Raw genomic sequence first — 20,887 nt, 5'->3', positions numbered from 1 at the left:
TTTTAGGGCAAGCGTTGCCGTGCATCACGGCAACCGCCGTCAATAGCCGCTGGCGATGCGCTCGACCAGCTGCTTCACGGTCGGGATGAACCCGTCCTTGTAGTAGGGGTCGGACGCAAAGCGGAAGGCGTTGTGCCCGGCGAACATCAGCTGGTTCTCGCAGTCGTCGGTGTGGCTGACGGCCTGGAGCGTCTTCTGGATGCAGTAGGAGCGCGGGTCGGCGCGCTTGCCGGTGGTGCCTTCCTCGTTCTGCGCCCAGTTGGAGAAGTTGCAGGCCGACAGGCAGCCCATGCAGTCCACCTGGTCGCGGTGGATGACCTCCGCCTGCTCCGGCGTGACGAAGACGACCGTGCTGTCCGGCGTCTTCAGGCCCATGCTGTAGCCGGCGGCGAGCCAGCCTTCCGCGCGCGCCTTGTCCGACTCGGTCACGTAGACCGGGCGGCCGCGGGGTCCAAGCGGCAGTTCCGCCGAATGCTCGCCCACCGGCTTCGGCAGGTAGGCCACCTGGCGCTGCGAGCGCTCCGTCAGGTCCATCAGGAACGGGTTCTTGACGGCGGAGGAGTAGAAGCCCGTCGGCGAGAAGCGGTTCAGGTAGACGTCGCCTTCCTTCAGCGTCAGCAGGCGGCGCTTCCAGGCCATGGAGATCGGGCTTTCCTGGGTCAGCAGCGGGCGCGTGCCGAACTGGAAGGCGACCGGCCCCAGGTCGGGGTTGTCGATCCAGTCCGCCCACTCCGACAGCCACCAGACGCCGCCCGCCATGACGATGGGCGTGTCGTTCAGGCCGAAGCTGTTCATCATCTGGCGCAGCGCCAGGACGCGGGGGAACGGATCCTCCGGGTTCTGCGGGTCTTCGGAGTTGGACAGGCCGTTGTGGCCGCCGGCCAGCCACGGATCCTCGTAGACCACGCCGCCCAGGTTCTCCCGGAACTTGTGGTAGGCGCGCAGCCACAGCGCGCGGAAGGCGCGGGCCGACGACACGATGGGGTAGTAGTGGACGCCGTAGCGCACGGCGATCTCGGCCACCTTGTAGGGCATGCCGGCGCCGCAGGTGACGCCGTGGATCATGCCCTGGGCGCCTTCCAGCACGCCGTGCAGGATGTGCTCGGCCCCGCCCATCTCCCACAGGACGTTCATGTGGATGCGGCCCTGGCCGTTCGACGTCTCGTGCGCGATGCGCGCCTGGGCGATGCCGCCCTCGATGCCGAACTTGATCAGTTCGTCGTGACGCTCGCGCCGGGTCTTGCCGTGGTAGACCTGCGGCAGCAGGTTCCCGTTCTCGTCATAGCTGTCGGCGTTCACGCCGGAGAAGGTGCCGATACCCCCGGCCGCCGCCCAGGCGCCAGAGCTTTCCCCGTTGGAGACGGCAATCCCCTTGCCACCCTCGACGAGCGGCAGAACCTCCCGGCCAGACATCAGCAACGGCTTAAGCGCCTTCAACGAAACCTCCAAGACCGAACGAGCGCCCGCGCGCGAGCACCCAGAGAGCACGACCCGAAAGACGACGAAAAACCCCGCCGGGAGATCGACCCCCGCCGGCTTTGCCGCCACGAGCGATCTATATATGAGGAAATTTCCGTGCGGACGAGCGGATTCGCCGGGTCAGAAAAAAATCTGTCACAGCGGGGGTACCGCAGCCCCTCACACACCCGGCAAGGCTGCGGCAAGTCGTCCCGGCGCGTCGGTGAAGACGGCGGCCACACCCCAGCCGAACAGCGTCCGGGCGCGGTCCGGGTCGTTGACCGTGTAGGCCAGAACGGGCCGGCCGGTTGCGCGGTAGGCGGCGACCGTCTCCGCCGTCTGACGGTCCTGGTGCACGTTGAGGGTGGCGGCCCCGACGCGGTCGGCGATGGCGGCCCAGTCGGCGGGCGGGTCCCACAGCAAGTAGCCGCGCGGGATGTCCGGGGCGAGGTCGCGCGCCACCTCCAGGCAGGGCACCTCGAAGCTGGAGACCAGAAGCGGCCGGTCCGCCGGCCACAGGCGCTTCAGCGTGCCCAGCGCGATCTCCGCCGTCGGGACGTCCTGGCCCGGATAGGGTTTGATCTCCAGGTTCAGGCCGAGGCCGAGATCGATGACGAGTGCCAGCGCCTCCTCCAGCGTCGGCACCGTTTCGCCTGCGAAACGAGGATCGAACCACGAGCCGGCGTCGAGGCGCTTCAGCTCCGCCAGCGTCAGGTCCGGCACGGGGCCGGTGCCGCTGGTGGTGCGTTCCAGCGTGTCGTCGTGGATCAGGACGGGCTGGCGGTCGCGGGTCAGCATCACGTCCACCTCCACCCAGCGGGCGCCCTGGCGGGCGGCCTCGCGCAGGCTGGCGAGCGTGTTCTCCGGCGCGCTTTCCTTGGCGCCGCGATGGCCGATGAGGCGGGGAAGAGTCGACAGCATGGGGCCTGCGGGAGTAAGAGCGGTCCCCTTTATAGGATCAAAAGCGCCCCAGCGGGATAGAGTTGCGGGATAGAGTTGCGGGAAAGAGTGATGAAGGCTGCGCACAGCGTCTCCGATCTGGTGGCCGCCGGGCTGCTGACGCCCGAGGCGGGCGAGGCGGTGGCCGCCGTGGCCGACCGCTACGCCGTGGCGCTGACACCGTACCTGCTGGAACGGATCGGACGTACGTCCGGGAGTGATGGACTGTACGCGCAGTACGTCCCCTCCCCCGAGGAGGCGTACACCGCGCCGGAGGAGCGCGCCGACCCCATCGGCGACGTGGTCCGCAGCCCCGTGAAGGGCATCGTCCACCGCTATCCCGACCGGGTTCTGCTGAAGCCGCTGCACGCCTGCGCGGTCTATTGCCGCTTCTGCTTCCGCCGCGAGATGGTCGGCCCCGGCGGCGAGGCCCTGTCGCCGGAGGAGCTGGACGCCGCCCTGGCGTACGTGCGCGAGCATCCGGAGGTTTGGGAGGTCGTCATCACCGGCGGCGATCCCTTCCTGCTGTCCCCGCGCCGCCTGACCCACATCGTGCAGGCCCTGTCGGCCATCCCGCACGTCGGGGTGGTCCGCCTGCACACCCGCGTGCCCGTCGCCGACCCGGCGCGCGTGACGGCGGAGCTGGTGGAGGCGCTGAAGGCCCCCGACGTGGCGACCTGGGTCGCCGTCCATGTCAACCACGCCGACGAGCTGACGGCGGAGGCGCGGGGCGCTCTGGCGCGGATGGCCGATGCGGGCATCCCGCTGCTGGGCCAGACGGTGCTGCTGAAGGGCGTGAACGACGACGCGGCGGCGCTGGAGGCGCTGTTCCGCGGATTGGTTCGCAACCGGATCAAACCCTATTACCTGCACCACCCCGACCTCGCCGCCGGCACCAGCCACTTCCGCCCGACGCTGGCCGAAGGGCGGGCTCTGGTGAAGGGGCTGCGCGGGCGCGTGTCAGGGCTCTGCCAGCCGACCTACGTGCTGGACATCCCCGGCGGGCACGGCAAAGCCCCGGCGGCGGCCGAATGGATCGTCGAGGACGACGACGCGGGGTATGTGGTCGAGGATTTCACCGGGACGCGGCACCAGTACCGGGGATAGTGCCCAACGTTGGGTCGCGCTTCGCTTGACCCAACCTACGGCAGCCTGCCTTGACCCGTAGGTTGGGTTGAGCGCAGCGAAACCCAACGCCCGGCGCACGCCATGCCCGCAACTCAGCCCAGATAGGCCGGCGTCATGAACAGCGGGTCCGGGTTCAGCAGCACCCCGTGCACGGCGACCACCGACGCGAAGCCCGTCCACAGCACCAGCGGTGTCCAGCTCGCCGCGATGGCCTTGTCGTCCGGCCAGACGAAGGCCACGCAGAAACCGGCGATGATGAAGTAGGACAGCGTCCAGGCCGCCGCCAGGATCGGGCTGCCCATCGTGAAATAGGCGAATCCGAAGCTGAAATAGAGCAGCCACAGGGCGCCTTGCAGCCCGATCAGCGCCGCCCGGTGGCGGATGAGCCAGGGCGCGTTCAGCAGCCGCACGTCGCCCCACAGCTGGATCAGGCTGATGGTGAACCACACGACCGGAAAGGCCCAGCCCGGCGGCTGGAGCGGCGAGGGCTGGTAGCCGGGGAACGGCTCCGTCCCGCGCTCGAAGAAGCCGTAGAGGTTGGCGAGCAGCCAGAAGAGCAGCGCGTGCCACCAGCGCACGCGGAACGGCAGCCGGCCGGTGTCGGTGGGAGCGAAGGGTTGCCCGGAATGCCACGTCATGGACAGGGAGATGGAACGGCCCCGCTTTGGATCAAGCAAGGAACATGCAGGCCCCTCTCCCGGTTTTCCTGACACACGGAGTTCCGGAGGATCGGGCGATGCGGTGGGAAGGTGGCCGGGAAAGCGAGAATGTCGAGGACCGGCGCGGCGAATCGGGCGGCGGCTTCACCACGGGCGGGATCGGCATCCCCATCGGGCGCGGCGGGCTTGGGATCGGCGGCCTTGCGGTCCTGGTGGTCGTGTCGCTGCTGCTGGGCATCAACCCCATGGACCTTCTGCAAGGCACCGTCCCGCAGGAGCAGACGCGCAACGAACAGTCCCAGGCCGAGCAATCCCAGGCTCCGCGCAGCAGCGCCGACGACGAGCTGAAGCGCTTCGTCTCCGTCGTGCTGGCCGACACGGAGGACACATGGCGCGCCCAGTTCCAGCAGATGGGCCGGAACTACCAAGAGCCGCATCTGGTGCTGTTCTCCAGCGTGATCGATTCCGCCTGCGGCACCGCGCAGTCGGCCATGGGGCCGTTCTATTGCCCGATGGACCAGAAGGTGTACATTGACCTCAGCTTCTACCGCGACCTGCGCGACCGCTTCCGCGCGCCGGGCGACTTCGCCCAGGCCTACGTCATCGCGCACGAGGTCGGGCATCATGTGCAGAAGCTGCTGGGCATCTCCGAACGGGTGCAGCAGGCGGAACAGCGCGCCGGCTCCCGCGCCGAGGCGAACGCCCTGTCGGTGAGGCTGGAGTTGCAGGCCGACTGCCTCGCCGGCCTGTGGGCCAACCAAGCCAACCGCCAGCGCCAGATCATCGAGCCCGGCGACGTGGAGGAAGCCCTGACCGCCGCCAGCGCCATCGGCGACGACCGCCTGCAAAAGCAATCGCGCGGCACCGTCACGCCAGACAGCTTCACACATGGCAGCTCCGCGCAGAGGGTCCGCTGGTTCCGCACGGGGCTGGAGTCCGGCCAGCTTCGGGCTTGCGACACCTTCTCCGCGAATCCGCTATAGGCTCTTGAGGGCCGCCGCCAGCTCGCGCGCGGCCCAGCGCAGCGCGCCGGGCTCGTGGCCGGTGAAGCCGAGCATCAGCCCCTGCACCGGCGGTGCCGCCATGAACATCGGGCTGACCGGCTTGGTCACCAGACCGCGCCGCGCCGCGGCCTCCGACACCGCCACATCCGACAGGCCGGGATTCAGGCGAGCGAGCAGCTTCATGCCCTGGTCGGGCGCCGCAACTTCCAACCAGTCGGGAAGCTGTTCGCGCAACGCCGCGACCAGCGCGTCGCGCGCCGCCAGATAGCGCTGGCGCATGCGGCGCAGGTGCGGGGCGAAGTGGCCCTCCTCCAGGAAATCGGTCACCACCCCGGCCTGGAGCGCCGCCGGGTGCCAATCGGTCAGCAGGCGGGTGGTCCGCACCGGCTCCAGCAGTTCCGGCGGCACCACGGCGTAACCGAGCCGCAGGCCGGGGAACAGCACCTTGCTGAAGGTGCCGATGTAGATGACCCGCCCGCCGTCGTCGATCCCCTGCAAGGACGCGAGCGGCCGGCCGGCGTAGCGGAACTCGCTGTCGTAGTCGTCCTCCAGCACCCAGGCGCCGGCCCGCCGCGCCCAGGCCAGCAGCTCCAGCCGCCGCGCCATGGAGAGCACCACGCCCATCGGGTATTGCGAGGACGGGGTGACGTAGGCCAGCCGAGCCTCCGGGCAGGCGGCGATCCCGGCGGCCACGTCCATGCCCTGCCCGTCGACCGGCACCGGCACGATGCGCGCCCGCGCCGCGGTCGCGGCGGCGCGGACGGCCGGGTAGCCGGGATCCTCCAGCCAGACGGGGTCGCCCGGCTCCAGCAGAACGCGCAGCATCAGGTCGATGGCCTGCTGGGCGCCCGCCGTGACGACCACCTGTTCCGGCTCGCACCGCACGGCCCGCGCGGTGCGGAGGTAGCGGGCGATGGCCTGCCGCAGCCCCAGGGGGCCGCCCGGATCGGCGTAGCCGAACATCGCCGGGTCGAGGCTTTGCAGGCGCCGCAGCGTCAGGGTGCGCCAGACCTGCATGGTGCGCTCATCCAGCGCGCTGCGGCCGGTGATGAAGGGTGCCGTGCCGTAGTGGCCCAGATGCGCCAGCGCGGGCGTCGCGGGACCGGACACGCGGCGGGAGACCGGCGGAGGGGGCGCCGGAGGCCCGGCGGCCGGCTTCGGCGGGCTTTCCAGCGGTTCCGGCAGATCGCGGGACACGAAGCTGCCGGCCCCGACCCGCCCTTCGATGAAGCCTTCAGCCAGCAGCTGTTCGTAGGCCGCGACGACCGAGTTCCGCGCGACGCCGAGCCGCAACGCCAGCGCCCGCGTCGGCGGCAGCCGCCCGCCGGGCGGAATGGCGCCGGCCAGGATGGCGCGGCGCAGCTCCAGATAGACCTGCCGCAGCACCGGCACGGGGTTGTCCCGGTCGATGGAGACCAGCATCAAGTCGGACAGGTCGGCGGGCATCGGCGTGGTCCTGGGATTGGTCCAGTTGGTTTGGTGTGAATTGGCCCTCGCGCCGGTCCAATTCCTAGGATCAAATGGCCGCGCTGTCCACCCGCGCCTGGAGATCATACCAATGTCCGACGTCGCTTCCGCGCCCGGCACCTACCCCGTCACCGACCGCAACCGCGTGAAGCGCCTGCACCAGCGCGGGCATTACGACCGCGCCACCGTGCACGCGGTGCTCGACGCTGCGATGGTCGCGCACATCGCCTACGCCATCGACGGCCAGCCCTATTGCACCCCGACGGCCTTCTGGCGGGAGGGCGATCACCTGTACTGGCACGGCTCCTCGGCCAGCCGGATGCTGCGCGCGCAGAAGGAGGGCCTGCCGGTCTGCCTGACCGTGTCGCATCTGGACAGCCTGATTCTGGCCCGCAGCGGCTTCAACCACTCGGTCGACTACCGCTCCGCCATGTGCTTCGGCACCGCCCACATCGTCGAGGACCCGGCGGAGAAGGCCCGCGCGCTGGACGCCATGATCGACCGCTTCTACCCCGGCCGGAACGCCGAGCTGCGCCCCACCACGGAGCAGGAGCTGAAAGCGACCATGGTCGTCGCCATGGAGATCGAGGAGGCCACCGCCAAGATCCGCGACAAGGGTATTGGCGACGACGAGGAGGACTATGCCCTGCCCGTCTACGCCGTCCGCATCCCCGTCACCCAGGTGATCGGCATGCCCGAGCCCTGCCCCCGCATGCCGGCGGGCGTCCCCGTTCCGGAGGGCCTGTCCGGCTTCACGCCGGGCCGCCGCCTGGACGAGATCATGCTGGAAAGCCACCGGACGACCTTCGGGGAGGGGTGAGCTGGGTGGGAGACTCCATTCTTCAGGAAGGCGCCCCTGAAGGGCGCCTTGGCCTCTGAATTGGACACAAGAACAAGTTACTTTTCATACTTGCGGAACAATCACCACACCTCAACGCGATCCGATCAGCATTTTTAAGTTCTCACTGAACGATGTAATAGAAGAGAGATCGTTAAGGCTGAATCCCTCTGGACTACTCCCGTGTCGGATAGTTTCTTTGCGTTCTTTTATTATTTTCATAGCATCTTCTTGGATTGGCTGAAACATATCAGACATGTATCTTTCGTAAATAAAAAATATCATGTTCACTTTCCTGAAAAGCCGCTCGACGCTCTTACAATCTTCCTTTGGCAGAAATTTCTGGACGAACTCAGAAAGCTTTTGAACCCGGACCTTTGCTGGGGGATGAGTGAGGGATGAAAATGGATCTAGTCCCGTCAATTTGGCGCTAATATTTTCATGCAGCTCCATCGCTTTTAGAAACACATAGGCGCCCATAGCGCTAAGTGCAGCGTCGAAGCCCTTTTCTGATTGAACGGCCATCATCAATTGAAAACCTACTACATCGGCCTCAATCTCTTGGCTCCAATTAAAAATTATCTCGTCAATTTCAATCTCGTCCCCTATTTTGCTCTTCACATGCGCCGCATTGTTCGTATGCTTGCAAATAATGTGCCCATACTCATGACCTATAGCAAAAATTTCCATCGCGTTTAAGAGAAGCGCATGCAAAGGAACATGCTCGGGCTCTAATCCCCACGGTTCTGCAAACGACGCACGCCCAGCTATAATGGAAGCGCCTAACACGTCGAACAGCCTGTTGATAGGGTTCTTTTTCTTCTTAAGCCGACGCTTAATTTCGTCCCGATCAAAGGAAAATGCCTGCATACCATTACGAGAAGGCTTCAAAGGAAGGGTTTCAGCGAATACCTTCGAAATTAAATTGCAGAAGGTTACCAATTGCCCATCAACTAAGATCACGCCATACGCGCTGTCAGGAACTTTCGCGCATATAGCGTTTATTTCATTTGATTGGATAGTTGAGAACAAAAACTTGCCGGATAGATCGACCTTTTTTTCGTTGCAAATATCCTCAATTTGCTTTTGCAAGTGCAAAATTATATTCATAAGCATTGGGTCATCTTCCGGCGTCACACCATTATCGGGAACACCGTCCACCAATACTTTATTTATGAGGTTTTTACCTGCATCCCCATGCATTTTCTGCATGATTTTTCCAAATTCATTGCTTTCCGCCTCTTTCAGGAGATCGATGTAAGTTTCGGGATTTACCGCGCGCTTTTGACGACCGCCACGAGCCATATGTTGAAGGAATTCAATATAGTTCACCGCAGCGGCGCGCTCTTCGGATTCAACGACACTTGACTGGTGTATATCGTTCATCTCTAAAGCCTTCATACTATTGATAGATCAAGCATCAAGGGAATAGAAATCCCTCGATGCTTGATCTATGCCGGTTACTGCGCGGCCGGGGCGTCTTTCTTGGTCAAGTCTTCGCCGGTGGCCTGGTCGACCTGCTTCATGGACAGCTTGACCTTGCCGCGGTCGTCGAAGCCGATGACCTTGACCTTCACCGAATCGCCCTGCGACACGACGTCCGACACCTTGCCGACGCGCTGCGGCGACAGTTCGGAGATGTGGACGAGGCCGTCGCGGGAGCCCAGGAAGTTCACGAAGGCGCCGAAATCGACGACCTTCACGACCTTGCCGGTGTAGACGACGTTCAGTTCCGGCTCGGCGACGATGCCCTTGATCCAGTCGATGGCGGCCTGGGCGGCCTTGGTGTCGACCGCAGCGACCTTCACCGTGCCGTCGTCCTCGATGTCGATCTTGGCGCCGGTCTGCTCCACGATCTCGCGGATCACCTTGCCGCCGGAGCCGATCACGTCGCGGATCTTCTCCTTCGGGATGTTGATCACGGTGATGCGCGGGGCGTTCTGGTTCACCGCCTCGCGGGCGCCGGTCAGGGCCTTGGCCATCTCGCCCAGGATGTGCAGACGGCCGTCCTTGGCCTGGCCCAGGGCGATCTTCATGATCTCCTCGGTGATCGAGGTGATCTTGATGTCCATCTGGAGCGCGGTGACGCCCGCTTCCGTGCCGGCCACCTTGAAGTCCATGTCGCCCAGGTGATCTTCGTCACCCAGGATGTCAGACAGGACGGCGAAGCCGTCGTCTTCCTTGATCAGGCCCATGGCGATGCCGGCCACCGGGCGCGCCAGCGGGGCGCCGGCGTCCATCAGCGACAGGGACGTGCCGCAGACCGTCGCCATCGACGACGAACCGTTGGATTCCGTCACCTCCGACACAACGCGGAGCGTGTAGGGGAACTCTTCCTTCGACGGCAGCAGCGGGTGGATGGCGCGCCACGCCAGCTTCCCGTGGCCGATCTCGCGGCGGCCCGGCGAGCCCATGCGGCCGGCCTCGCCCACCGAGTACGGGGGGAAGTTGTAGTGGAGCATGAAGTGCTCCCGGTACTCGCCTTCCAGCGCGTCGATGATCTGCTCGTCCTGGCTGGTGCCCAGCGTGGTCACGACCAGCGCCTGCGTCTCGCCGCGGGTGAACAGGGCCGAGCCGTGGGCGCGCGGCAGCACGCCGACTTCCGACACGATCGGGCGCACGGTCTTGGTGTCGCGGCCGTCGATGCGGCGGCCGGTCTTCAGGACGGCGCCGCGCAGGATGTCGGCCTCCAGCTCCTTGAACTCGGTCGCGATGGCCTGCGACTCGAAGGACTCGGCGAGGGTCTCCAGGGCCTTGGCCTTGGCGGCGCCGATCTTCTCGTAGCGGGCCTGCTTGACGGTCTCGGTGTAGGCGGCCTCCACGTCGGCGCCGACCGTGTCACGCAGCTTCGCCTTCAGGGCGGGGCGGTCGTAGGCCGGCTCCGGCAGGTCCCACGGCTCCTTCGCGCACTGCTCGGCGAGGTCGATGATGGCTTGGATGACCGGCTGGAAATTCTTGTGGCCGAACATGACGGCGCCGAGCATGACCTCCTCGGACAGCTCCTTGGCTTCCGATTCGACCATCAGCACGCCTTCCTGGGTGCCGGCGACCACGAGGTCGAGAGCCGAGCCATCCACGCGGTCCATGGTCGGGTTCAGCACATACTGGCCGTCGACGTAGCCGACGCGCGCCGCACCGATGGGGCCGAGGAAGGGAATGCCGGAAATGGTGAGGGCGGCCGAGGTGCCGACCATGGCGACGATGTCCGGATCGTTCTCCAGGTCATGGCTCAGCACGGTGCAGATGACCTGCGTCTCGTTGCGGAAGCCATCGGCGAACAGCGGACGGATGGGGCGGTCGATCAGGCGGCTGACCAGCGTTTCCTTTTCCGTCGGGCGGCCTTCGCGCTTGAAGAAGCCGCCGGGGATCTTGCCGGCCGCGAAGGACTTTTCCTGGTAGTTGACCGTCAGCGGGAAGAAATCGACACCCGGCTTCGGCGACTTGGCGCCGACGACCGTGCACAGGACCGTGGTCTCACCATAGGTGACCAACACCGCGCCATCGGCCTGACGGGCGATCTTGCCCGTCTCGAACGTCAGCTTGCGCCCACCCCATTCGATTTCTTTGCGGAAAACGTTGAACATTGCTTCTTCCTTCCATCCGACACCTAGGCCCGCCGGATTGCTGGCCTAAGCCGGGGCCACCAGTCGTAAGACCCCGCATGTGTATCGCCCACATGGCTTGTGACGCCAACAGGCGGAAACGCCAAACGGCCGGTCCCGGAAGGTCCGGGCCGGCCGTCTGACTAAAACATACCCTCGCTAACAGCCGACCGCTCCGAACAGCGCGACGGATCCCATGGCACCGGCGGGCGGTGCGGAGGGCCGAGGGCTGATCGAAGCGGGTTGTCGGTCACCAGGACGGGCGCCTCAGATAATTAGCGGCGCAGGCCCAGACGCTCGATGAGCGTGGCGTAACGGCTGTTGTCCTTCTTCTTGAGATAATCGAGAAGACGGCGGCGCTGACCGACCATCACCAGCAGACCACGGCGGGAGTGGAAGTCCTTCTTGTGGCCCTGCAGGTGCTCGGTCAGGTTCCGGATGCGCTCGGACAGGATCGCGACCTGGACCTCGGGCGAACCGGTGTCGTTGGTGCCGCGGGAATATTCCTTGATCAGTTCCTGCTTGCGATCGGGAGTGATCGACATCGGAGTCTCCTAAAGAATCAGAGGTTGAGGACGCGCACCGGACGGACCTCCGCCCCCTCGACCCGCGCCAGCGCCACCGGCTTGCCGCCGAAAAGCGCAATGACGGTGCCATCCCCACCAACTTGGCCTTGAATCGCCGAAAGGCGTTCGCGGTCTTGCCGGGTGAGGAGTGCCACCGTCTGGCCGTGTCTCAGTCGGTGCGCTTCCGCGTCCGTCAGGGCCAGCGCCGGGATGTCGTCCAGCGCGGTCTCAATCGGCAGCAGAAGTCTTTCGACGGCCGCACCTTGCTCCATCGCGGCCAGATCGTCCAGGGAAATCGCCCGTTCCAGGGTGAAAGACCCCACGCGCAGGCGCCGCAGATCGACGATGTGCCCCACCGTGCCCAGCCGTTCGGCGAGGTCGCGGGCGATGGAGCGCACGTAGGTGCCCTTGCCGCAATCGACCTCAAGCACCGCGTGGTCGGCGTCCGGCGTCTCGATCAACTCCAGCCGGTCGATACGGACGGTGCGGGCGGCGAGGTCCACCGCGTCGCCCTCGCGGGCGATGTCGTAGGCGCGCTCGCCGTTCACCTTGATGGCGCAGAACTGCGGCGGGATCTGGTCGATGAAGCCGAGGAAGCCCGGCAGCGCGGCGCGGATGGCGTCGGCATCCGGGCGGGCGTCGGACGTCTCGATCGCCTCGCCCTCGCGGTCGTCGGTGGTCGTGCGCGCCCCCCACTTCACGGTGAAGCGGTAGGTCTTCTCGCCGTCCATGGCGTATGAGACGGTCTTGGTCGCCTCGCCCAGCGCGATGGGCAGGATGCCCGTGGCGATGGGGTCCAGCGTGCCGCCGTGCCCGGCCTTCTCGGCGTTCAGCAGGCGGCGGACCTTGGACAGGGCCTGGGTGGAGGTCAGCCCCCCCGGCTTGTCCAGGACAATCCAGCCGTGGATCGGTTCACCCTTGCGCTTACGAGCCACCCTTGCCCCCGCGCGGCTCGTCGTCCTCGCCCTCATCCTCATCGTCGAGGTCATCATCCTCATCGTCGAGGTCGTCTTCGTCGGTTTCGAGGCGATCTTCCTCCTCGTCCCAGGAGTCGTCCTCATCCTCGTCGTCGTCGCCGTTCACACGGTCGGCCAGCGTCGGGTAGCCGAGGTCGCGGGCCACAGCGGGACTGTGCAGGATGGCGTCGATGCGGCCGGCGTATTCGAAGGAGGTGTCGCCTTCGAAGCTCAGCGTCGGGGCATAGCGCAGGTTGATGGCGCGGGCGATCTGGCCGCGCAGGAACGGGGCCGCGCGGCGCAGCGCCGCCAGCGTCTCATCCATGGCGCCGCCGCCCAGCGGAGTGACGAATGCGGTGGCGTTGCGCAGGTCCGGGCTGATCCGGACCTCCGTCACCGTGACGTTCAGTTCCGCCAGTTCGGGGTCGTGGAAATCGCCGCGTTGCAGCACTTCGGCCAGGGCGTGGCGGATTTCCTCGCCGACGCGAAGCTGCCGTTGGGACGGGGGCTTGCCGGCGGCGTCGTGGTTCTTTTTTCGCATGGTGTCGGTCCCGAAAGCGGTGCGAGAGGGACATGTCCCCCCGCGCAAACAAGACAAGGGCGCTCTCGCGCCCTTGTTTGGTCGATAGGTCGGAGGGTGGCGGCGGGCTTACAGCTCGCGCGCCACTTCCTCGATCTCGAAGGCCTCGATGATGTCGCCGGCCAGGATGTTGTCGTAGTTCTCAAAGGCCATGCCGCACTCGTAACCCTCGCGCACTTCCTTGACCTCGTCCTTGAAGCGCTTGAGCGTCTTGAGCGTGCCCTCGTGGATGACGACGTTGTCGCGCAGCAGGCGGCAACCCGCACCACGCTTGACCGTACCCTGCGTGACCATACAGCCGGCGACCTTGCCGACCTTGGTGATGTTGAACACCTCGCGGATTTCGGCGTAGCCGATGAAGCGTTCGCGCAGCGTCGGCGACAGCATGCCGGTGAGGGCCGCCTTCACGTCGTCGATCACGTTGTAGATGATCGAGTAGTAGCGGATCTCCACGCTGTCGCGCTTGGCCATGTCGCGGGCCTGCGGGTTGGCGCGGACGTTGAAGCCGATGACCATCGCGTTGGAGGCGTTGGCCAGCGTGATGTCCGACTCGTTGATCGCGCCCACCGACGCGTGCAGCACGCGGACCTTGACCTCGGTGTTCTCGGCCGTGAGCTTTTCGAGCGCGTTGGAGATCGCCTCGATCGAGCCCTGCACGTCGCCCTTGATGACGACCGGCAGTTCCTTGGCCTCGCCGGCCTGGATGCGGCTGAACATGTCCTGCAGCGAACCGCGGGCCGACGCCGCCACCGCCGCCTCGCGCTTCTTGCGCTGACGGAACTCGGCGATCTCGCGGGCGCGGGCTTCCGACTCGACGACGGTGAAATCATCGCCGGCCATCGGCGTGCCGTTGAGGCCAAGCACCTCGACCGGGCTGGCCGGGGCGGCCTGCTCGACGCTCTGGCCACGGTCGTTGACCAGGGCGCGGACGCGACCCCACTCCGAACCGGTGACGAACACGTCGCCGACCTTCAGCGTGCCGCGCTGGACAAGCACGGTGGCGACCGAACCGCGGCCGCGCTCCAGCTTGGCCTCGACCACGACGCCCTCGCCGGTGCGCGCCGGGTTGGCCTTCAGCTCCAGGATTTCGGCCTGCAGGAGGATGGCCTCCTCCAGCTTGTCCAGGTTGCGCTTGGCCTTGGCCGACACTTCCACCGTCTGGATGTCGCCACCCAGCTCTTCCACAACCAGCTCGTGCTGGAGCAGTTCCTGGCGGACACGATCCGGCTTGGCGTCGGGCAGGTCGATCTTGTTGATGGCGACGATGATCGGAACCTTCGCGGCCTTGGCGTGGTGGATCGCCTCGATCGTTTGCGGCATGACGCCGTCGTTCGCGGCGACGACCAGCACGACCACGTCCGTCACGTTGGCGCCACGGGCGCGCATCTCGGTGAAGGCGGCGTGGCCCGGCGTATCGATGAAGGTGATCCGCGCACCCGACTCCAACTGCACCTGATAGGCGCCGATGTGCTGGGTGATGCCGCCGGCCTCGCGGCTGACCACGTCGGTCTGGCGCAGGGCGTCCAGCAGCGAGGTCTTGCCGTGGTCGACGTGGCCCATGATGGTGACGACCGGGGGACGCGGCACCAGCGCATCCGCCACATCGTCGTCGACACGCAGGCCAACCTCGACGTCGGCTTCCGACACGCGGCGCACGCGGTGGCCGAACTCGGCGATGACCAACTCCGCCGTGTCGGCGTCGATGGTCTGGTTGATGGTGGCCATCACGCCCATGCGCATGAGCTGCTTGATGACGTCCGCGCCGCGCTCGGCCATGCGGTTGGCCAGCTCCTGCACGGTGATGACTTCGGGCAGAATGACGTCTCGGGTCACTTTCTGCGTCTCCTGACGGCTCATCTGGCGGAGCCGCTCACGCTCGCGGGCACGGCGGACCGCGGCCAGCGAGCGCGTGCGCTCACCACCCTCGTCGCTCAGCGCCTGCGACACGGTCATCTTGGCACCCTTGCGGCGGTCGCCGCCGGGGGCCGCCTTGCGGACCGGAGCCGGAGCCGCAGCCTTCTTGTTGCCCGGCTTGCCGCGACGGTCGTCTTCCTCGTCGCCGAAGCGGCCGGGGACGGCACCCACCGGCGGACGGGCGGCCGGAGCCTCCGTCGTCGTCGCGGCGGGACGCGCGCCGGTACCGGCACCACCGGCCGACCGCGCACCACCCGCACCGCCTTCGCGGCGCGCCGGCTGTTCGGTTTCCTTGCGCTTGGCCTCTTCGGCCTCCTTGCGCTTGGCTTCCTCTTCCTGGCGGCGTCGCTCGGCCTCCTCGGCCTTGGCGCGCTCGGCCTCTTCGATTCCGCGCAGCTCGGCCAGCTCGCGCTGGCGGAGCGTCTCGGCGTCGAGGACTTCCGGCTCCTCCTCCATCACCGGGGCTTCGGCGGCGCGGGTGGCCGCTTCAGCCGCGCGGGCGGCTTCGGCCTCGGCGGCCAGAGCGGCCAGCTCGGCCTCTTCCTCGGCGCGGCGCCGCCCTTCCTCGGCGGCACCCTGGAGGGCGCGGATGCGCGCTTCGCGCTCCTGGTTGGTCAGCTGGCGGACGGCACCGCCGCCGCCACGCTGGCGCTGGCCGGGGACGCCGCGGACGGGGATGCCCTGTGCGGCCTGACGCGCGGCGGCGCCGCCGTCGGCCACGCCCGGCAGGGCGCCCTTCTCAACGGTCCGCTTGCGCTTGACCTCCACGGTCACGGGCTTTGATCTGCCATGGGAGAAGCTCTGCCGGACCTGGGTCTCGACCGGCTTCTTCAACTCCAGCTTCCCCTTGTTGGACCCGGCGTTGAGGTGCAAGACTTTCTTGTGGTCCTGGTCGTTGCTGTCGGTCATCGGTTCCCGAATGGTCAGACGTTGCTTCCGTGGCCGGCCGGCGACGTGCCGGCGACAAAGCCTTTGATACCCTTGAGACGCGCGGAGTCGCGGACCAACGCTTTGGCCAGCTTTCCACGCGCCACCACCGCATGCACCGCGTGGTCCCGCCCCAGCGCCGCGGCCATCGCCGCCGAATCGAAGAGGTCGACCACCGGCATATCCGGCGCCAGCGCTGTCACCTTGCCCCGCTGGTCGGGCGATCCGTCGCTGGCCTCGACCAGCAGACAGGGCGGTCCGGCGTGTCCGACCTGGTTGGTCTTCAACGCCTCGCGCACCTTTTCGTAACCGGCCAGAGCCTGCCCGGCGCGGCGTGCCAGCCCGAAGGCATTCAGGCAGCGCCGCTCCAGCAACCGTTCCAGCCGCTCCGCCAGATCGGGCGGGACGCGCACCGCGCGCCGCGCCGCCTTGGCGAAGAGATTCTTCTTCAGGGCCGTCGCGAAGGCGGCCTTGTCCACCGACAACCACAACCCACGGCCGGGGAGGTCTTCCTCCAGATCGGGCACGATCTCCCCGTCCGGCGCGACCACGAAGCGGATCATGCCGTCCTTCGGCTGCACGGCGCCGGTGGCGATGCAGCGGCGCAGCGGACCCTTTTCGTCATCCGCCGGCAGCCGCGGCCCGTCGTCCGGCCCCTGCCCGCCCGGCTCCACCTCGTCCGGGCTATCGTCCATCGCGTCGCTCAGTCCTGCCATCCGTACCGTTGCGGCTTTCGCCCAATTCTATACCCGATCAGTCCTGGCCGGCGGAGGGCTGCGCCTCCGGAGAGGCCGCCGCTCCGGCGCCGGCCTGCTCGCCCTGTTCACCACCCTGTTCGCTGTCGAACCAGTGGGCGCGGGCCGCCATGATGATCTCGTTCGCCTCGTCTTCCGACGGGCCGTCCTTGCCGAGGATGTCGCGCAGCTCGTCGGCCGCGAGGTCGGCGAGGTCGTCCATCGTCTTCACGCCGTTCTCGCCCAGCTTCACGAGCTGCGTCGGGGTGAAGCCGGTCAGCTCCGCCACCGCGTCCTCGACGCCGAGCGCCTGGCGCTTCTCGGTCATGCGGGCGTCCAGCTCGTCCAGGAAATTCAGGGCGCGCTGCTTCAGCTCCTCCGCCACGTCCTCGTCGAAGCCCTCGATCTCGGCGAGTTCCTCGGTCTCGACGTAGGCGATTTCCTCGACGGTGGTGAAGCCTTCCGCGACCAGCAGATGGGCAATCACGTCGTCGACGTCCAGCGCTTCCATGAAGAGATGCGAGCGGGTGCGGAACTCTTCGGAGCGGCGCTCCGACTCCTCCTGCTCGGTCAGGATGTCGATGTCCCAGCCGGTGAGCTGGGTGGCCAGACGCACGTTCTGGCCGCGGCGGCCGATGGCCAGCGACAGCTGGTCGTCCGGCACCACCACCTCGATGCGGCTGTTGTCTTCGTCCATCACGACCTTGGCGACCTCAGCCGGGGCCAGGGCGTTGACGATGAAGGTCGCCGGCTCCTGGTTCCACTGGATGATGTCGATCTTCTCGCCCTGCAGCTCGCCGACGACCGCCTGGACGCGGCTGCCGCGCATGCCGACGCAGGCGCCGACCGGGTCGATGGAGCTGTCCTTCGACAGTACCGCGATCTTGGCGCGCGAGCCCGGATCGCGGGCGACCGCCTTGATCTCGATGATGCCGTCGTAGATTTCCGGCACTTCCTGCTCGAACAGCTTCGCCATGAACATGGGATGCGTGCGCGACAGGAAGATCTGCGGCCCGCGCGTTTCCTCGCGGACGTCGTAGATGTAGGCGCGCACGCGGTCGCCGTTCTTGAAATGCTCGCGCGGCAGCAGCTCGTCGCGGCGCAGGATCGCCTCCGCGCGGCCGAGATCCACCGTGACGTTGCCGTACTCGACGCGCTTGACGAGGCCGTTGACGATCTCGCCGGTGCGGTCCTTGTACTCGTTGAACTGGCGCTTGCGCTCCGCGTCGCGGACCTTCTGGACGATGACCTGCTTGGCCGTCTGCGCGGCGATGCGGCCGAAGTCGATGGGCGGCAGCGGGTCGACCAGGAAGTCGCCGATCTTGGCGCCGGGCTTGCGGCGCTGGGCGTAGTCGAGCGTGACCTGCGTCGCCTCGTTCTCCACCGTCTCGACCACCTCCAGGTGGCGGGTCAGGTGGATGTCGCCGGTCTTGCGGTCGATGCGGGCGCGGATGTCGTGCTCGTGGCCGTACTTGGAGCGACCCGCCTTCTGAATCGCCTGTTCCATCGCCTCCAGGACCTCGTCCCGGTCGATGTTCTTTTCGCGGGCGACCGCGTCAGCGACTTGCAGCAGTTCCATCCGTCACACTTCCTGGACTGGCGTTTGTTCTTGAAGAACCCGAGGGGCCGTCAACCCTGCTCCTGGCTGGCGCGGATCAGTTCATCCGTCAAAACCAGCTTGGCGCGCAGGATGTTGTCGAACTCCAGACGGGCGGCTCCCTGTTCCGTTTCAAGGCACACGAGGCCGTCCTCGACGCCCTTCAGCATGCCCTTGAAGCGTTTGCGGCCATCGACGGCGAGCCGGGTTTCCAGCTTCGCCTCGAATCCGGCGAAACGCTCGTAATCCTTCAACCGGGTCAGCGGCCGGTCGATGCCGGGCGAGCTGACCTCCAGCGTGTAGGCGCTTTTGATCGGGTCCTCGACGTCGAGCACCGCGGAGATCGCGCGGCTGAGGTCGGCGCAGTCCTCGACGGTCATGGGCGCGCCGTCGGCGCGTTCGGCCATGACCTGCAGAACCATGCGCTGCCCACCGGTCAGTTGCACACGCACGACCTCGTAGCCCATGGCCTCGACGGACGGCGTGATGATCTGCTCGATACGACCGGTTGCTTCCATTCCACCTGACCTGCCCCGCGGCCCCGGATGGGAGCCGTGCGGGGATTCCACACGCTGATAAAAAAATAAGTGGGCCAAGGCCCACCCGCAAAGCGTCCCGCCGGCCCGGTTTCCCGAGCCGCCGATCCGTATGGGTTCATGCGGTGAATATAGACATTCCGTGGCAAGCCGCAAGCGCTTTTCCGATGTGGCTCGCTCTGGCCTGTCGCACTCGGCGAATGTCCGTCCCGGAGCCTACGCCCGCGCTTTCCGAATGAAGCGCAGGAAGACCGGCTTGCGGCCGGCCTCTATGGCCTTTTCCTCGTAGCGGGTCGGCGGCCAGTCCTCAGTGCGGTGGCGCCAGTCCGACGGGCCGCGGGCAGTCCATTCGAAGTCCGGGTGCTTGACCGTGTGTTCCAGCATCCAGCGCACCAGCCCCATGTCGTCGCTGGCGAGGCGCAGCTCCGCCCCGTCCTTCAGCACGCGCGACAGGCGCGGCAGGTTCTGCGGGCCGATGAAGCGGCGTTCCCAGTGGCGCTTCTTCGGCCAAGGGTCGGCGAACAGCACGAAGGCGCGGCCGATGGAGGCGTCCGGCAGGGCGTCGAGCAGCGGGCGGGCGTCGTCCGGCAGGATGCGGACGTTGTCCTGCACCGCTTCGTCGTCCACCAGTTTGAGCAGCCCGGCCACGCCGTTGATGAAGGGCTCCGCCCCGATCACGCCGACATCGCGGTTGTGCGCGGCCTGCCAAGCCATGTGATGGCCGCTGCCGAACCCGACCTCCAGCCAGACGTCGCGCACCGGGTTGGGGAACAGCGTCTGCGGGTCGATCCGGTCGCCCGGCTGCGGGATCGGGATTTCCAGCGACGGCAGCAGCGAGTCGAGCAGTTCGGTCTTGCGCTTGCGCAGGGGGCGGCCCTTGCGCCGGCCGTACAGGCGCTTGGACGAGTCCGGAATCGAGTCGGTCATGATGAAAGCAGGGTCCAGAAATGGAAGCAGGGGCCGAAAAGGCCCCTGCCCACCAACACACAGGCGCTGTCTTAAGCGGATTTCGATCCGCTTTGGACCGCGACGGCGGGCCCGGACGCCCATGCGTCCGAAGCCCGGCCGGCAAGTGAGGCCATGTGAATCTAAAGCGAACGACAGTTCGCTTTAGAAGAAGGCCGAGCGGAGGTCGTTGACGAGGTCGGTCTTCTCCCAGGCGAAGCCGCCGTCGGCCTCGGCGTCGCGGCCGAAGTGGCCGTAGGCCGCGGTGCGCGCGTAGATCGGCTTGTTCAGGCCGAGGTGCGTGCGGATGCCGCGCGGCGACAGGTCGACCAGCGTCTGCAGCACCGCCGACAGCTTGTCCTCGTCCACCGTGCCGGTGCCGTGGGTGTCGACATAGACCGACAGCGGCTTGGACACGCCGATGGCGTAGGACAGCTGGATCGTGCAGCGCTCGGCCAGGCCGGCGGCCACCACGTTCTTGGCCAGATAGCGCGCGGCATACGCCGCCGAGCGGTCAACCTTGGTCGGGTCCTTGCCGGAGAAGGCGCCGCCGCCGTGCGGGGCCGCGCCGCCGTAGGTGTCGACGATGATCTTGCGCCCGGTCAGCCCGGCGTCGCCGTCCGGCCCGCCGATCACGAAGCGCCCGGTCGGGTTGACGTAGAACTGCGCCTCGTCGCACATCCAGCCGGCGGGCAGGCAGTTGACCACGTGCGGGCGGACGATCTCGCGCACCTCCTCCTGGGTCAGGCCGTCGGCGTGCTGGGTGGAGACGACGATGGCGGTGGCGCGCACCGGCTTGCCGTTCTCGTACTGCAACGTGACCTGGCTCTTGGCGTCGGGGCCGAGCTGCGGGGCGGCGCCGGAATGGCGCGCCTCGGCCAGCGACTTCAGGATGGCGTGCGAATAGTAGATCGGCGCCGGCATCAGGGCCGGCGTCTCGTTGCAGGCGTAGCCGAACATGATGCCCTGGTCGCCGGCGCCTTCATCCTTCTCGCCGGCGGCGTCGACGCCGACCGCGATGTCGGCCGACTGGGAGT

The 20,887-nt window shown here is 66.9% G+C and carries 18 protein-coding genes; 3 read left to right on the top strand and 15 right to left on the bottom strand.

Annotated elements, in window-relative coordinates:
- Positions 1–39: 39 nt before the first annotated feature.
- Positions 40–1,437 (bottom strand): NAD(P)H-dependent flavin oxidoreductase, encoded by a 1,398-nt coding sequence (locus ACSVC7_RS07225; RefSeq protein ID WP_448203728.1) that lies wholly within the window; start codon positions 1,435–1,437, stop codon positions 40–42.
- A 201-nt stretch (positions 1,438–1,638) separates the two neighbouring features.
- A complete protein-coding gene (locus tag ACSVC7_RS07220) occupies positions 1,639–2,379 on the bottom strand; it encodes a glycerophosphoryl diester phosphodiesterase (RefSeq protein WP_448203729.1) in 741 nt (246 codons plus the stop codon).
- A 90-nt stretch (positions 2,380–2,469) separates the two neighbouring features.
- Here ACSVC7_RS07220 and ACSVC7_RS07215 point away from each other — a divergent pair, with 90 nt between their 5' ends.
- Positions 2,470–3,504, top strand: a complete 1,035-nt coding sequence (locus ACSVC7_RS07215; RefSeq protein WP_448203730.1) for a lysine-2,3-aminomutase-like protein — start codon at positions 2,470–2,472, stop codon at positions 3,502–3,504.
- 113 nt (positions 3,505–3,617) lie between these two features.
- Here ACSVC7_RS07215 and ACSVC7_RS07210 read toward each other — a convergent pair whose 3' ends face one another.
- A complete protein-coding gene (locus ACSVC7_RS07210; RefSeq protein WP_448203731.1) occupies positions 3,618–4,202 on the bottom strand; it encodes a TspO/MBR family protein in 585 nt (194 codons plus the stop codon).
- Positions 4,203–4,261: 59 nt separating this feature from the next.
- Between ACSVC7_RS07210 and ypfJ the strand changes: the two genes are divergently transcribed.
- A complete protein-coding gene (ypfJ, locus tag ACSVC7_RS07205) occupies positions 4,262–5,167 on the top strand; it encodes a KPN_02809 family neutral zinc metallopeptidase (protein ID WP_448203732.1) in 906 nt (301 codons plus the stop codon).
- On the opposite strand, the gene pdxR is transcribed toward ypfJ, so the two are convergent.
- Positions 5,162–6,634 (bottom strand): MocR-like pyridoxine biosynthesis transcription factor PdxR, encoded by a 1,473-nt coding sequence (gene pdxR, locus ACSVC7_RS07200; RefSeq protein WP_448203733.1) that lies wholly within the window; start codon positions 6,632–6,634, stop codon positions 5,162–5,164. The genes ypfJ and pdxR overlap by 6 nt on opposite strands.
- Positions 6,635–6,746: 112 nt before the next feature.
- On the opposite strand from pdxR, the gene ACSVC7_RS07195 reads away from it, so the two are divergent.
- Entirely contained in the window at positions 6,747–7,475 is a 729-nt protein-coding gene (locus ACSVC7_RS07195) for a pyridoxamine 5'-phosphate oxidase family protein (protein ID WP_448203734.1), read from the top strand.
- 111 nt (positions 7,476–7,586) lie between these two features.
- Here the strand turns inward: ACSVC7_RS07195 and ACSVC7_RS07190 are convergent, their stop codons facing one another.
- The 11 genes from ACSVC7_RS07190 to metK form a co-directional block, all read right to left on the bottom strand.
- Positions 7,587–8,879, bottom strand: coding sequence for a M48 family metalloprotease (locus ACSVC7_RS07190; protein WP_448203735.1), 1,293 nt, complete (start codon positions 8,877–8,879; stop codon positions 7,587–7,589).
- Positions 8,880–8,953: 74 nt separating this feature from the next.
- On the bottom strand, positions 8,954–11,077 hold the full coding sequence (gene pnp / locus ACSVC7_RS07185; RefSeq protein WP_448203736.1) for a polyribonucleotide nucleotidyltransferase: 2,124 nt from the start codon (positions 11,075–11,077) through the stop codon (positions 8,954–8,956).
- A gap of 293 nt (positions 11,078–11,370) precedes the next feature.
- A complete protein-coding gene (rpsO, locus tag ACSVC7_RS07180; protein WP_149467949.1) occupies positions 11,371–11,640 on the bottom strand; it encodes a 30S ribosomal protein S15 in 270 nt (89 codons plus the stop codon).
- Positions 11,641–11,657: 17 nt separating this feature from the next.
- Positions 11,658–12,596 (bottom strand): tRNA pseudouridine(55) synthase TruB, encoded by a 939-nt coding sequence (gene truB / locus ACSVC7_RS07175; RefSeq protein WP_448203737.1) that lies wholly within the window; start codon positions 12,594–12,596, stop codon positions 11,658–11,660.
- Positions 12,586–13,158 (bottom strand): 30S ribosome-binding factor RbfA, encoded by a 573-nt coding sequence (gene rbfA / locus ACSVC7_RS07170; RefSeq protein WP_448203738.1) that lies wholly within the window; start codon positions 13,156–13,158, stop codon positions 12,586–12,588. Before rbfA ends, truB begins: the two co-directional genes overlap by 11 nt.
- Before the next feature lie 108 nt (positions 13,159–13,266).
- Positions 13,267–16,020 (bottom strand): translation initiation factor IF-2, encoded by a 2,754-nt coding sequence (gene infB / locus ACSVC7_RS07165; RefSeq protein ID WP_448203739.1) that lies wholly within the window; start codon positions 16,018–16,020, stop codon positions 13,267–13,269.
- Between the two features lie 14 nt (positions 16,021–16,034).
- Positions 16,035–16,733 (bottom strand): RNA-binding protein, encoded by a 699-nt coding sequence (locus ACSVC7_RS07160; protein WP_448203740.1) that lies wholly within the window; start codon positions 16,731–16,733, stop codon positions 16,035–16,037.
- Positions 16,734–16,791: 58 nt separating this feature from the next.
- Complete coding sequence (gene nusA, locus ACSVC7_RS07155; protein WP_448203741.1) at positions 16,792–18,351, bottom strand: transcription termination factor NusA; 1,560 nt, start codon at positions 18,349–18,351, stop codon at positions 16,792–16,794.
- 50 nt (positions 18,352–18,401) lie between these two features.
- On the bottom strand, positions 18,402–18,887 hold the full coding sequence (rimP, locus tag ACSVC7_RS07150; RefSeq protein ID WP_448203742.1) for a ribosome maturation factor RimP: 486 nt from the start codon (positions 18,885–18,887) through the stop codon (positions 18,402–18,404).
- Between the two features lie 234 nt (positions 18,888–19,121).
- Positions 19,122–19,832 (bottom strand): tRNA (guanine(46)-N(7))-methyltransferase TrmB, encoded by a 711-nt coding sequence (trmB, locus tag ACSVC7_RS07145; RefSeq protein WP_448203743.1) that lies wholly within the window; start codon positions 19,830–19,832, stop codon positions 19,122–19,124.
- Positions 19,833–20,015: 183 nt separating this feature from the next.
- The coding region (gene metK / locus ACSVC7_RS07140) for a methionine adenosyltransferase (protein WP_483508131.1) at positions 20,016–20,887 on the bottom strand (872 nt) is incomplete at its 5' end.

The sequence above is a fragment of the Azospirillum mesophilum genome (assembly GCF_053470405.2).
This window is presented reverse-complemented; position numbering and strand designations above follow the sequence as displayed.